The following is a 14,670-nucleotide window of genomic DNA, read 5'->3' as shown; positions in this document are numbered from 1 at the left end:
GTGTTAACACGAATAAAGAAGAAGAATGGACAGAAAAATTTTGCGGATGCACATGATTGCATCTTTACTTATAGCAACAAGTACTAGCATACAGGCCAACAATAATATTGAAGTTAGTGACTCGTTATCTAAAATTGATTTAATCGATAATACTTCTCTCACATACAGCTCACCCTCTATTCCTGAGGAAATGAACTTTGCCGGAAGTGAGATTGACCTGCGCCGTTTTGACAGGCGCGAGAAACTTGACAAGGAGATTCTTGCTGTAACATATATGCATAGCACCACATTGCAGATGATAAAAAGAGCCAATAGATATTTCCCTGTCATCGAACCTATCTTGAAAGAGAATAATATTCCCGATGACCTTAAATACCTTATGGTAATAGAGAGTAGTGTAAACCCATTGGCCAAATCTGGTGCAGGTGCAGCAGGCCTTTGGCAATTCATGCCTTCAACAGCAAAAGAGTATGGCATGGAGGTAAACGGTTGCGTTGATGAGAGATATGATGTGGAAAAAGCTACTGTTGCCGCTTGTAAATATTTAAAGAATGCATACGCCAAATATGGTGACTGGCCATCTGTTGCAGCATCATATAATGCAGGACAAGGAAGAATATCTCATCAGCTGAACAGACAGAATGTAACAAACTCTCTTGACCTTCATCTCGTAGAAGAGACATCAAGATATGTTTATAGAATACTTGCAGCCAAGTTACTCTTCACAAGTCCTGCCGAATTTGGTTTTCGTCTACGTTCATCAGACCTATATCCACAGCTTAAGACAAAGAGCATAACTGTAACCACTTCTATAAGTGACCTAAATCAATGGGCTAATGAACAAGGTACTACACTTGCTTTTCTTAAGATGCTTAACCCATGGCTAAGAGATAATAATCTGATTAACCGAAATGGGAAAGAGTATATCATTCAGATTCCCACAGAAGATGGATTATATTATGATACCGAATCGATAAAAGCTTATAACCCTGCTTGGGTGGTTGAATAATTATATTTATTCACTGTTCAACTCTCATATTTGGGATAATGACATAATAATAAGCAACTATTGAACGATTTATGGTCGTATGTAACTCCTTTTTTTAATTATATTTGCAAATACCTCAAATTAAAAGAAAATCATAGCATGAAAAAACAGATTATTACGGCAATGCTTACAGCAGTAGCGATTACTGTAGGAGCACAGTCCAATGAATGGCAAAATCCTGCGATCAATGCTGTCAACAGAGCTCCTATGCACACAAACTATTTCGCTTATGAAAGTTTGGATGCTGCAAAGAGCGGAGTTAAGGAGAACTCTTCAAACTTCATGACTCTTAATGGCACCTGGCGATTTAACTGGGTACGAGATGCTGAGTCACGCCCTACAGATTTCTGGAAGGTTAAATATGACGACAGTAAATGGAACGATATGCAAGTTCCTGGAGTATGGGAAATAAACGGATATGGTGATCCTATTTATGTAAATGTTGGATATGCCTGGAGAGGACATTTTCAAAACAACCCTCCTTCAGTGCCAACAAAAGATAACCATGTTGGCTCTTACCGTAAGGAGATCGTTGTTCCTGAATCATGGGACGGAAAAGATATAATTGCACATTTCGGTTCTGTAACATCAAACATATACCTTTGGGTAAATGGTAAATATGTAGGATATAGCGAAGACAGCAAACTTGAAGCTGAATTCGACCTTACTAAATACCTTAAACCAGGAAAGAAGAACCTTATTGCATTCCAAACATTCCGTTGGTGTGATGGCACATATCTTGAGGACCAAGATTTCTTCCGCTTCAGCGGAGTGGGACGTGACTGTTTCTTATATGCAAGAAGCAAAAAACGTATAGAAGATATCAGAGTAACTCCAACACTTGACAATGAATATAAGAATGGTTCACTTCAAGTAAAACTTTCTCTGAAAGGAAAAGCTCCTGTAACTCTTGAACTTCTTGATGCCAACGGCAAGCAGGTAGCTTCAACAAAAGCAAATGGAGATGGTACATATAATATGGATGTAAAAAACCCATATAAATGGAGTGCTGAAAATCCTTACCTGTATACTCTAAAGGCTACTATGCAAGGGAACAACGAAATAATCCCTATAAACGTTGGTTTCAGAAAGATTGAGCTAAAAGGTGCTCAGGTATTAGTAAATGGTAAAGCTGTCCTATTTAAAGGTGTGAACAGACATGAGATGGACCCTGACGCCGGTTATGTAGTATCTCCTGAACGTATGCTTCAAGATATAAAGATAATGAAAGAGCATAACATTAATGCCGTACGTACATGTCACTACCCAGACAATAACTTATGGTATGACCTTTGCGATAAATATGGTCTATACGTTGTAGCTGAAGCAAACGTTGAGTCTCATGGTATGGGATATGGAAAAGAGACTCTTGCTAAGAACCCATCTTATGCAATACCTACTATGGAGAGAAACCAACGTAATGTACAGCGTGTATTCAACCACCCAAGCGTTATTTTCTGGTCACTAGGTAATGAAGCTGGAGACGGTCCTAACTTCGAGGATGCTTACAAATGGATTAAAAATGAAGATAATAGCCGTCCTGTACAATACGAACAGGCTCGTTTGAAAGGCCATACAGATATTTTCTGTCCTATGTACTATGACTATAATGGAATGGAAGCATATGGAAAACGCACTGATGCTACAAAACCTCTTATTCAATGTGAGTATTCTCATGCAATGGGTAACTCTGTAGGAGGATTCAAAGAGTATTGGGATCTTATCAGAAAATACCCTAATCTACAAGGTGGATTTATATGGGACTTCGTTGACCAATCTATACGTTGGCAGAAAAATGGTGTTACCGTTTATGCTTATGGTGGCGACTTTAACAAAACTGATGCAAGCGACAATAACTTCTGTGACAACGGACTTATTGGCCCTGACCGTATTCCTAACCCACATGCTGCTGAGGTAGCTTACTACTATCAGAATATATGGACTACCCCTGCAAACCTTGCCGCTGGTGAAATAAACATATACAATGAAAACTTCTTCCGTGATCTATCAGCTTATTATATAGATTGGGAAGTATTAGCTAATGGTAAAGTGGTGCGTACAGGCAGAGTTGACAATATAAATGTTGCTCCACAACAGACTGGTAAAATTACTCTTGACCTTGGGACTACAACAAATAACAAGGAGTGGTTACTTAACGTAGCATACAAACTAAAGAAAGCTGAAGGTGTACTTGCTGCAGGAACAGTTATCTCAAGAGATCAGTTGAGACTTACTCAGCCTCTTAATACTGTAATGAATCTTGCTAATGTGAAGAGTACAAACATTGCTGAGCCAAAAACTACAATAAAAAGTGATGATGCCAATAATCTAACTGTAAAAGGTGAGAACTTCACTATTGAGTTCAACAAGCAGAACGGATTTATGAACAGATATGATGCTAATGGGCTTGAAATGCTTAATAAGGGTGCTCAGCTTACTCCAAACTTCTGGCGTGCTCCAACAGATAACGACTTCGGTGCCGGCCTTCAGAAGAAATTCGAAGCTTGGAAGAATCCAGGTATCAAACTTACATCACTAAACAGTAAGGTAGAAAGCAACCAAGCTATCGTTGTGGCTACTTACGATATGGCAAACGTAGCTGCTAAGCTTACTCTTACTTATGTTATCAACAATGTTGGTTCTGTAAAAGTAACACAGAAGATGACAGCAGATAAAGATGCAAAAGTTTCTCCTATGTTCCGTTTCGGTATGCAGATGCAGATGCCTAAGACATTCTCTAAGATTGAATACTACGGACGTGGACCAGGTGAGAACTATGCAGACCGTAACAATAGCGAGTTTATCGGATTGTACCGTCAGAATGTTGCTGACCAGTTCTACTCATATATCCGTCCACAGGAAAATGGTAACAAGACAGATATACGTTGGTGGAAACAGATCAATATGGGTGGTAATGGATTGAAATTCGTTTCTGAAGCACCATTCTCAGCTTCTGCTCTTAACTACACTATTGAGTCACTTGACGATGGTGATGGAAAAGACCAGAGACATTCACCTGAAGTTACTCCTGCCGATTTTACAAACCTTTGTATTGACAAGGCACAGATGGGATTGGGTTGTGTGAACAGCTGGGGTGCATGGCCAAGAGCTGAATATATGCTTCCTCATGGAGACTATGAATTCACATTCATCATGTCACCTGTGAAACATGTAGTAGATATGCAATAATAGTAAATCTATATAATTAAGAAGGAGCTTATTAACATAATGGTTAATAAGCTCCTTTACTTTTTTCTATCATTAAGAGAGATAATATTATCTCATCTCTTAATCTATTAAATTATAATCTTAGTTTATTTATCCAAAGCTTAGGATATTAATCCTAAGCCTTTGGATAAGTAACTATATTTATTCTGTTCATTTTTAAATGAATATGGCATATCTTCTGTATCTAAACCTCTACTCTTATTTAGTGTAGGAGACATTATCTTTTTCATTTGCCCTTGCTGTGATGAACAGCTATGAAGCAAGGAGAATAAGAATCAATTTTTTAATCTATTATCATCTTTATTATTTCACTTCTTTTACCGGAAAATCTGTCATCTCTATTTCTAATGTGCCTCCTTTAACAATATCTCCATGAGTAAAGAAAGGGGTAGAGAGAGTTTTACCATTCAAGTTTATTCTCTTGATATATTTGTTTTTCTTAGAATTGTTTATTGTCTTTATCACAAAATCCTTCCCTGATGGCTGATGAATGACAGCTTCATCAAAGAGTGGTCTTCCTATAGAGTATACAGGACGTCCAGGAGCAACCTGATAGAATCCCATCGAGTTAAGGATGTACCAAGCAGACATCTGCCCGCAGTCTTCATTGCCCGATAAACCGTCAGGAGCATTTGAATATAGGTTTTGAAGTACGCTGTCAACCAACTCCTGAGTTCTCCATGGACGGTTCACATAATTATAAAGGTGAGTTATATGGTGACTAGGTTCATTACCATGAGCATATTGACCTATCAATCCTGATATATCGGCAGAGGTTTCTTCTCCCTCTAACTTTGATGAGACAGAGAACAGTGAGTCTAATTTTGCTGCAAACTTATCCTCTCCACCCATTAGGTTAACAAGTCCTGCTATATCATGTGGTACGAACCATGTCCACTGCCATGCTGTTCCCTCACAATAGTCATCATTTCTATGATTTGAAGAACGAGGGTTGAAAGGCGTACGCCACTCTCCATTACTCTTCTTACCACGCATAAATCCTGTCTCCGGGTCGAAATATTCCCTGTACGCTTTAGCATATCCTGCATATTTCTCCTTGTTAGCCTTATCACCTACGGCATCAGCCATGATAGATATGCACCAGTCATTATAGGCATACTCAAGTCCTTTAGCCACGGACTCATTCTCAAGTTCAGAAGGTATATATCCCATCTTCTCCTTGTAATATCTTGCCTTAGGCATAATATATGGATATATCCATTTTGGAGCTGCAGGTGTGATACCTGTTGTGTCATATTCAGCAGCTCTGAGGGCAGCCTTCATAGCCTTATTCATATCGAAATTCTTATAACCTTTGGTATATGCATCTGCAACAAGAGATACAAAGTGGTATCCAATCATACATCCGGTATAGTTGGCTGCACAATCCCATTTAGGAACAATACCACCCTCTTCGCCCTTTTTCAGAAGAGAGCGGATGTATGCTTCATTCATCTCCGGTTCAATAATACTCATCAAAGGGTTAAGTGCCCGGAATGTGTCCCAAAGGGAGAATATAGTATATACCGGGTCATTAGGGTCGGTGCTATGTATCTTAAGATCCATGCCACGGTATCTGCCATCTACATCAGTAAAGATATTTGGTGATATATTTGCATGGTACATGGAGGTATAGAATATAATTTTCCAATCCTCATCACTGCTCTTTACATCTATTTTTGAAAGTTCATTATTCCATTTTTCTCTAGCTTCGCTCCTTACCTTATCAAAATCCCATCCTTTAATTTCGGACAATAGATTTTTCTTCGCCCCTGCACTATCAACAGATGATATGCCCATCTTCACATATACTTCCTCATTATCTTCAGTATTGAAATCGAGAAGGAGTTTTTTCTGTGCAATCTTATCTTTCCCCGCTTTTACGGTATCTGAATAGATAGTGTACTGAAAAGGTTTTGAGAAGACAGCATACATATATATATGCTGATTATATGCCCAGTAGGCACTCCGTTTATATGCAGCGATAGTAGAATCATTGATAACCTTAACATCCATCTCAAGATTTGTCTGAGGCTGTATATTGTAATCTAAGTCAAGAATGAAACCTGCCTTATCACTTTTAGGAAATCTGTAACGATGGATAGCAGCACGCTCCGTAGCTGTCATCTCTGCATTTATGCCATATCTGTCGAGGAATACAGAGTAGTATCCTGGTTCAGCCTTCTCCTTATCATGAGAATAAGTAGATGCATACGATCTTGATTGACTTTCAGCACCAAGGAAACGTATATCTTTGTCACCAACAGTCGGCATTATGAGAAAGTCTCCGAAGTCTGCACACCCCGTTCCACTAAGACGTGTATGTGCAAAACCGTTTATTGTAGAGTCATTATAATAGTAACCGGAAGAGGAATCCCATCCATTTATGCGTGTATCGGGTCCAGGCTGTATCATGCCATGTGGCACTATCGCTGCAGGATGAGTATGACCATGGCCTCCTGTTCCAATAAAAGGATTAACATAGGATGCATAATCTCTTTCAAGTTCACTTTTTGAAGAAGAACATGCAACAGCAGTAAGAGAGATTACTACAAAAGCAAAATATAATAGTATTTTATTCATATTTACATCGGTCTGATTACTTAATACCATATTTCTCCATCTTTCTCCCCCATCTCAAAAACTACAGTATCACCATCCATTATCATTGAATGTGTAATAAAACTCTTATCATAAGGTTTTCCATTCACCTTAACCGACTGAATATATATATTCTTCTTTGAGAGGTTATTGGCTATTACAGAAAAAGTATTGCCATTGGCAAGATGAAGTTTCATCCTCCTGAATAGAGGTGTACCAATCTCATATTCTCCACTTACCGGATTCAAAGGATAGAATCCCATAGCACTGAACACATACCAGGCAGACATCTGTCCACAATCTTCATTTCCGCATAGTCCCGCAGGTGTGTTAAGATAAAGACTATTCATGACCTGCGCCACATATTTCTGGCTCTTCCATGGCTGACGTACCTTATTGTAGAGGTAGATGACATGGTGACTTGGTTCATTACCATGAGCATATTGCCCAATCATTCCTGTACTGAATATAGGTAGATTCTTGTTCTGAGATGGGATAAGTGTGAACATACTATCCAGTTTAGCAGCAAACCTATCTTTCCCTCCTAAAAGAGTTATCAAGCCCTTAACATCCTGCTGTACCGACCATAGATATTGCCATCCGTTACTCTCACATATTGGTTCGGAATAGTCCTCTGGATTGAAATCATGCATGAAGATTCCTTTATCATCCATAGGCTGCATAAATCCGGTAGCAGGATTAAAGATATTCTTATAACTCTTCGAGCGTTCCATAAACTCATTTTCAATCTCTCTCTTGCCCATCTTCTGAGCCATAAGAGCTATACAATAATCATCATAAGCATATTCCAACGTTTTTGATAATGACCAGTTCTCGTTGTTATATTTGTCCTTAACATTATAAGGAATATATCCAAGTTTCTTGTAAAGGCCTATTCCGCGATATGAATCAATATTTGCTGAAGCCACACAAGCCTTAAGAGCCTTTTCTGCATCAAAGTCGCCGATACCTTTCATATAAGCATCAACTATAACAGGAACTGCATGATAACCTATCATCATATCAGTCTCGCTACCCCATAAGTTCCAAACAGGCAGTCTACCATTCTGTTCATAGAAAGCGATGAACGACTTTACCATATCGTTCACTCGTTCAGGGTCAGTATATGTGAGTAGTGGATGCTCAGCACGGAAAGTATCCCACAGAGAGAATGTACCATAGTTTGTCCAGCCGTCAGCTTTATGAACCTTTTTGTCAGGACCGAAATATGATCCGTCAACATCCGAGAAAATAGTTGGAGCAAGCTTAGAATGATAGAGAGCGGTGTAGAAGTTCACAATATCATCCTTGTTGTCGCCCTCAACCTCAATGGCTCCTAATTCCTTATTCCATGCATCTTTAACAGCAACAAGGTATTTATCAAAATCATCATGAGAAGCCTCAGCTTTCATATTCTTTTCAGCGCCCTCCATACTAACGTTCGAGATAGCTGTTGAAACTACAATCTGCTCTCCTTTCTTTGTATCAAAATTAAACTGTACGATGTTTGCTGTACCTATTCTCTTACCATCACGTACTATTGCCGATGAATCAATATGAACTGAAGAAAAAGGTTTAGAGAATCTGGTTCTAAAGAATACTCTTTGATCTCTGGACCATCCCTCCGACATACGATATCCCTGCACTGTCTTCGAGTCGAGTATCTCAATATGTGAATCTTTAGTATAATCCCAATTGAGAGCCTTTTTTAAGTTGAGGTATACGGCCGACTTTCCTCCTGGAAAAGTATAACGTTGGATACCGCAACGTTCTGTTGCAGTGAGCTCAACATCAATATTATAATCTTTAAGTTTTACTCTGTAATATCCTGCACTAGCCTCTTCATCATCATGTGAGAATGATGAGTATATGCCAAGTGGTTCGTCTGCTCTCTTGCAAGGCAATGTTACAGGCATAAATGAGACATCATATAGATCACCTGCTCCGGTTCCTGACAGATGGGTGTGACTGAATCCAGAAATGGTGCTGTCCGGATAGAAGTATCCTGATATCCTGTCCCAACCTGGCAAGCCATTGTCAGGACTGAGCTGCACCATACCGAATGGAGCTTGTGCTCCCGGATAGGTATTACCGGTATAATCAGTGCCAATAAATGGATTGACTAAATTAGCGTATTCTGCTCTATCATGGTTTTGTCTGTTTATACCGCAAGCAGCCATAACAAAGACCAATATTATTGCAGAAAAGAACGAGTATTTCATGTGTAAAGGTTATTGTCTTTATTATTAATTATTTAAACAAAAGTAAGAACAAATATCACTCTTACAAATATTTACATATAGACTTCTTCTATTTTAATTGTTATTATAAATAATAACTTATTATTCATTTATAAGGTCTTTTAATTTCACTCTCTGATATGTCATATGAGCCACGCTGCTCTCATAGAGTATTCCTACTGTCTCTTTGTCGACCAAAGTAAGGCATGTGTATCCCCATCCCTCATTCTCATCGAGCATAACCTGATGTTCAGGTAGCCATGTAGCACCTTTATCAAGACTTACCTTTATGGTAATATGGTTTCTGCCACTTGTAGTATCTGGATTAGAAAAGATAAGAAGATCTTTACCAAGTACATTATCCTCGGCCTTTACATTGATTATACTTGCCATACATACCGGCTCACGTAACGCTTTTCTTGACGATGAGTGTTCAGTCCATGTCCTGCCAAGATCATTTGTTATGCTTACAGCACGGCTTCCACCACGGTTATCACGCATGTTAAGCATCAATACTCCAGGTTCAATCTCGACAACCTGAGACTCGGTAGTATTAGTACGTGCAAGATTATGTATATTCCAACTTTTTCCGTTATCCTTACTGTACATAATTCCAGCATTCGGTACGCGTGTTTCATCAATGAATTGTATCGGGAAAACCAGTGTGCCATCACTCATTGTAATGCCTCTGCCGGGACCTTGAAGAAGAAAGAACCATTCAGGCTTTTTGACCTGTGAAGTAATATTAATGGGCTTAGACCATGTCTTGCCATCATCCTCACTCTTAACAAGCATCAGCTGAGCTGTGATATATTTATCCATTCCCTGATGTGAGCTCCACCAAGAACGTTGATTTCCCATACCATGGCACCATGCAGCAACGACCCATACTGTATTGCTCTTCTCGTCGACCAAGATAGATGGGTCACCGACGCCATTTTGTGATGAAGGCAAACCTCCTTCTTCACCGAAACTCATAGGTATTCTCATCTTTTCCCAAGTCTGTCCCTTGTCAGTACTACGGCTAAGCCCTATATCAACTCTCTCCTGAAGATCTACACTACTGTTATATCTTACATCGTATACACCAAGAAGAGTCCCATAATTTGTAGTAACAAGTCCCGGAATTCTGAAAGATGCAGAACCATCATCACCAGCGTGACGAACACCTGTACCTAGTCTGAACTCTATCGGATTTACAGTAACATTATTCATTGGTGCTTTTGCTCCGTTGACATCAATATTGTCAATTGTCATACTAACCTTTGAATCGAGCGAAGCATCTCTCTTCATTCGTAGGCTAATCCAAAAATAGTTAATGCCAGGGAACAATCTCTTATTCAAGTTCAATGTAATGGTCCTGTCAAATTTCTTGACTTCGTTCAATAGAAGTGAATAGGATTTATTTGCTTCCAGAGTCTTGCCAGGAGTCATTGATGTCATATAATCTTGTGGAGCAAAGCGATTATTATCTCTTATCTGTGGGGCCTCTGTCCCACCATAGTATAATTTCAGTGATGCTATCTCTTTAAGGTTAACATCTTTACCAAATGACAAGGTTACATTATTCATAACTCCGCCATTATTCGATTTCAGTTTAATATAGAACAATGGATTATCATGCCTCTCAATAAGTATAGGCGTCTTTGACTGCTTAATGAAGATGGTGTCATCAGCTTTTGCAAAAGAGAACAGTTGCATAAAGCCAATAATGGCTAATACAATAAAGGTTTTATTCATGTTAGGTTTAAATTAATTATTCTAGGCATAAAAATACGAATTAAAACTAATACTGCAAATTATTGAGATAAATCAAGAATAATATCTATTTTTACAAATATATTTACAAAATATTAATAATATTATGGAAACAAAATTTTGCCAAAGCTGTGGAATGCCACTAAGTAGTGAAGAGGTTCTAGGAACAAATGCTGATGGGTCAAAGAACGATGACTATTGCATCTATTGTTATAAAGATGGTCAGTTCACAATGGATTGCACTATGGATGAAATGATTGAACACTGTGCACAGTTTGTTGATGAATTCAACAAGGATTCAGAGCAGAAATTCACTAAGGAGGAGGCTATAAAGACAATGAAAGAATTCTTTCCTCAACTTAAAAGATGGGCTCAGAAATAACTACCTTATAATATTTGAATGACTCTTCTTTAGGAAGTTGAAAACAATCGGCTCTTAAATCTGCCTCAATTTTAACCACCAATTATTGGAATGGCTCTACTTTAGGGAATTGAATACGATTTCAGAGATTTCAGCAATAAGGAGTTCGTTTCTTTGCATATCTTCATATGAGTCTTTGATAAATATCGCTATAGAATAGTGTTTCCCATTAGGTAGCTCTATAAATCCGATATCATTTACTCCTAAGATAGAGCCATCCTCTTTTTTAGGTCCTGTACCTGTTTTATGTGCTATCTTCAAAATATCTTTTGGCAAGAGACAAGGTATTCTTTTCTCACCTGTCTTACTGTTGTAGAGTATCTCTTTAATAAATGAGCTATATTGATCATCACCTATCTCTATGCCGCAAAATAGTTTCTCCATAACTATAGCTCCTTCCAAAGGAGTTGTCCAGTTATCATACGCTCTGTTGATATCCTGACGCATCTCATCCTCAGTATAGGCAACATTACAATCATGCACTCCTATACTTTCCAAATATCTATTCACAACCATTGGTCCTCCTACTAGTGAAAAAAGGATATCACAAGCATTATTATCACTTAGCTGTAGGGAATATCGGAGTATCTCACTAACAGGCAATGTCACTCCTGAAGGATATTTTTGTTGAAGAGGACTATAGGTATTACTCTTTAGTTGAGAAGCGGGTATTTCAATCTCGTTTGTCAGTGGAACGGATTTTTCTCTGAGAAAATCAACCACTTTCATTGCCTGATGAACCTTATATGTGCTCAACATAGGGTAATTATGCTCATTATTTATTGCCAGAGTATCTTTGCTGTTAATTATTATAGCTACTCCAACATCTGCCTTTACCTCTCTTATCTTTCTATTTATCATCTCTTCAAGAGTCTCTCCATAGATTGAGATTTTCATAAAAAGTAACAGTAATATAAATATATATCTGTTAATTGAATAGTCCTTTTTCATTTGTATTAGTTATATGTCCAACATTATTTTTTACTATGCAAATATATATTGTATTAGGTAAAAAGATTATCAAATTATATTCATAAACGATATCCCCTTTACAAATAAACATATCATCCCCTAAGTAACATTTTTAATGCTTTAATAGATACATTATACAGCTACTTTTTAATTAATTAGCTATAAATTAGTATGATTAAAACTATAGAATATAATACAATGTATATAAAATTGTCTGTTAATGAGACAGCAGATAAGGTAAAAAAACGAGCATAGCTGAAATTGATATTTATAGATTTTATTAAAATAAAATATGATTATTATGAAAAACGCAAAAAAGAGATTGATACATAAAAAACTTAAACTTTGGGCATTGCTTATTATATGCCTCCTCTTTTCTGCCCCTATGAAATCACAGCAACTCTATGTAGGTGCTAACTATCATCCTCATGATGATAAGAACATGGGAAAAATTGAGAATGACATCAGACTGATGAAAGAGGCTGGCTTTACTGTAGTAAGAATGGGACACCTTGCGTGGGACAGTTATGAACCATCCGACGGAGTATTCGACTTTGCATGGTTCGATAAGGTAATGGATAAGATGGATAAAGCTGGAATAAAAGTTTTGCTCGATATACCGGTACGTCCAGCTCCACTATGGCTGCATCACAAATATCCATCTATAGACATTACTGATTCTAATGGTAACCGTCAGTATGCTAATCACCGCTATATGGACGACATTGGCGACCCCGATTATCAGAAATATGCATTGCGTTTTGTCGATGCTATATCTAGAAGATATGCTAAGCATCCCGCATTGCTGGCCTTCGGCATTGATAACGAGTCGGGTGACGGACCAATATCATATTCTGAGACAGCAAAGAATAGATTTATAGAATGGGTAAAGACAAAATACACCACAATAGACAAGCTAAACGAAGCCTGGGCTGGGCAACGCTGGTCACGTAGAATTGATAAGTTTGAGGAGATAGGCTTTCCTGTTTCGGGATATACAAACGGTGCTCCGGAACGTATGTTAGACTTCCGTCGTTTTGTATCTGATGAAATAAATGGATTTCTAATGAAAGTAATCAATCTGGTAAACGTTAATGCACCAGGTGTATTACTTAACACCAATGCATGGTATTATAGTCCTCTAAAATATTTCGACTATACAGAGATTGCATATTCAGGGAAAATGACTCGTGAAGGATGTGGCTTTTATCCAGGTTCATCTCTTTTATCAAATGCTGGAATCATCGATGCTACATTCGGGATTGCAAGAATACAGTTCGAGAGCAACAATCCCTTCTGGTGCTCCGAGTTCACTACTATGACAGCTGTCCCTGGCTCAATGCGAAAGTCTGCCTATGCTACACTTATGTACGGCAATCAGATGGTATGCGGATGGACATGGCAGAGCATGCATGGAGGTGAAGAACAATACCTACAAGGTTTATTGGACTGGGATGGCATTACCAATCGTAAATATGATGAATATAAAAAGATAGCAACAGAGTTCAAGAAAATTCAAAAGTACTTTCCCTATACTCCAAAGGCAGAAATAGGACTTGCCTTCTCTTTTCCAAGTCAGATAGTAAGTTCATCATTCCCGGAACAACATCAAGATCAATTGAAAAACTGTTTCGAAGTACTTTTCAACAAAAATATTGACAGTAAGATTCTTGAAATATCTAAAAGCAAGCTTCCTTACAAGCTTCTTATTATCCCTGGAGTAGCCGTTATGGACCAAGCTACAGCTGCTAAAATACGCAAATTTGTTAATGACGGCGGTACAGTACTAATGACCTCAAACTCAGCTATTGTTGATTCAACAGCAAAAGTATTTTCTTCAACAAGACCGGGATTACTTAGCGATGTATTTGGTATAAGAGTAGCAAGCTTTGAGGAGACAGCAAATATAAATGAGTTATCACGACTATCTTTTAAAGGTAATAAGTTGGAGATAGAATATAATAATAACAGAGTTCTAATGGAATCACCAAGATATGATGTGATAGAGCCGAAGAGTGCACAGGTTATAGCCAACATAAAGAGTCTTGATAAGGACTACCCTATTGCTACAGTAAACAGATATGGGAAAGGTAAAGCAATATATGTTGGACTACCGGCAATTAAGGAGATTATTGATCCATTGGTAAGCAATCTTATCGATAAGCTATCAATAACTAAGGGACCGGATGTACCGCAAGGAGTGATGGCAAGAAAGATTGACAACAATCATATTCTATATCTTAATACAACAAATGAGGAGAAGAGAATTAAGACAAACGCAAAAGCTAAGAGTCTTTTATCTGATAAAGAATTCAATAGCATTATCACGATTCCTCCTTTCGAACCTGAGTTTATAGAAATTCGTTAACCATACCACATAAAAGTTTAAGGCGATATGCACA

8 protein-coding genes are annotated in these 14,670 nt (G+C 38.0%); 4 read left to right on the top strand and 4 right to left on the bottom strand.

Annotated features, from left to right (window positions below):
• The first annotated feature begins 25 nt into the window (after positions 1 to 25).
• Both JCM15092_RS02630 and lacZ read left to right on the top strand, forming a co-directional pair.
• Positions 26 to 1,009 carry a lytic transglycosylase domain-containing protein gene (locus JCM15092_RS02630; protein WP_024993295.1) on the top strand — a complete coding sequence of 328 codons (984 nt, stop codon included), beginning with the start codon at positions 26 to 28 and terminating at the stop codon, positions 1,007 to 1,009.
• Between the two features lie 138 nt (positions 1,010 to 1,147).
• Positions 1,148 to 4,237 carry a beta-galactosidase, LacZ type gene (gene lacZ / locus JCM15092_RS02625; protein WP_024993294.1) on the top strand — a complete coding sequence of 1,030 codons (3,090 nt, stop codon included), beginning with the start codon at positions 1,148 to 1,150 and terminating at the stop codon, positions 4,235 to 4,237.
• 342 nt (positions 4,238 to 4,579) lie between these two features.
• Here the strand turns inward: lacZ and JCM15092_RS02620 are convergent, their stop codons facing one another.
• The 3 genes from JCM15092_RS02620 to JCM15092_RS02610 form a co-directional block, all read right to left on the bottom strand.
• Positions 4,580 to 6,859: a GH92 family glycosyl hydrolase gene (locus tag JCM15092_RS02620; RefSeq protein ID WP_024993293.1), complete on the bottom strand. Its 2,280-nt coding sequence runs from the start codon at positions 6,857 to 6,859 to the stop codon at positions 4,580 to 4,582.
• Between the two features lie 20 nt (positions 6,860 to 6,879).
• On the bottom strand, positions 6,880 to 9,057 hold the full coding sequence (locus JCM15092_RS02615; protein WP_439645894.1) for a GH92 family glycosyl hydrolase: 2,178 nt from the start codon (positions 9,055 to 9,057) through the stop codon (positions 6,880 to 6,882).
• 162 nt (positions 9,058 to 9,219) lie between these two features.
• Complete coding sequence (locus JCM15092_RS02610; RefSeq protein ID WP_024993291.1) at positions 9,220 to 10,857, bottom strand: sialidase family protein; 1,638 nt, start codon at positions 10,855 to 10,857, stop codon at positions 9,220 to 9,222.
• Between the two features lie 124 nt (positions 10,858 to 10,981).
• On the opposite strand from JCM15092_RS02610, the gene JCM15092_RS02605 reads away from it, so the two are divergent.
• The gene (locus tag JCM15092_RS02605; RefSeq protein ID WP_024993290.1) at positions 10,982 to 11,257 is read left to right on the top strand and encodes a zinc ribbon domain-containing protein; all 276 of its coding nucleotides are present in this window, start codon (positions 10,982 to 10,984) and stop codon (positions 11,255 to 11,257) included.
• Between the two features lie 96 nt (positions 11,258 to 11,353).
• Here JCM15092_RS02605 and bla read toward each other — a convergent pair whose 3' ends face one another.
• Entirely contained in the window at positions 11,354 to 12,193 is an 840-nt protein-coding gene (gene bla / locus JCM15092_RS02600; RefSeq protein ID WP_024993289.1) for a class A beta-lactamase, read from the bottom strand.
• A gap of 376 nt (positions 12,194 to 12,569) precedes the next feature.
• Here bla and JCM15092_RS02595 point away from each other — a divergent pair, with 376 nt between their 5' ends.
• Positions 12,570 to 14,636, top strand: a complete 2,067-nt coding sequence (locus JCM15092_RS02595; RefSeq protein WP_084488431.1) for a beta-galactosidase — start codon at positions 12,570 to 12,572, stop codon at positions 14,634 to 14,636.
• Positions 14,637 to 14,670 lie beyond the last annotated feature (34 nt).

This window comes from Phocaeicola paurosaccharolyticus JCM 15092 (assembly GCF_000613805.1).
Classification (GTDB): domain Bacteria; phylum Bacteroidota; class Bacteroidia; order Bacteroidales; family Bacteroidaceae; genus Phocaeicola; species Phocaeicola paurosaccharolyticus.
Note: the sequence above shows the minus strand (reverse complement) of the source record. Positions and strands in the feature narration are given on the sequence as shown.

Coding starts and splice junctions, on each gene's coding strand:
- JCM15092_RS02630 (WP_024993295.1), top strand. CDS start 26: ATGGACAGAAAAATTTTGCGGATGCACATGATTGCATCTTTACTTATA.
- lacZ (WP_024993294.1), top strand. CDS start 1,148: ATGAAAAAACAGATTATTACGGCAATGCTTACAGCAGTAGCGATTACT.
- JCM15092_RS02620 (WP_024993293.1), bottom strand. CDS start 6,859: ATGAATAAAATACTATTATATTTTGCTTTTGTAGTAATCTCTCTTACT.
- JCM15092_RS02615 (WP_439645894.1), bottom strand. CDS start 9,057: ATGGCTGCTTGCGGTATAAACAGACAAAACCATGATAGAGCAGAATAC.
- JCM15092_RS02610 (WP_024993291.1), bottom strand. CDS start 10,857: ATGAATAAAACCTTTATTGTATTAGCCATTATTGGCTTTATGCAACTG.
- JCM15092_RS02605 (WP_024993290.1), top strand. CDS start 10,982: ATGGAAACAAAATTTTGCCAAAGCTGTGGAATGCCACTAAGTAGTGAA.
- bla (WP_024993289.1), bottom strand. CDS start 12,193: ATGAAAATCTCAATCTATGGAGAGACTCTTGAAGAGATGATAAATAGA.
- JCM15092_RS02595 (WP_084488431.1), top strand. CDS start 12,570: ATGAAAAACGCAAAAAAGAGATTGATACATAAAAAACTTAAACTTTGG.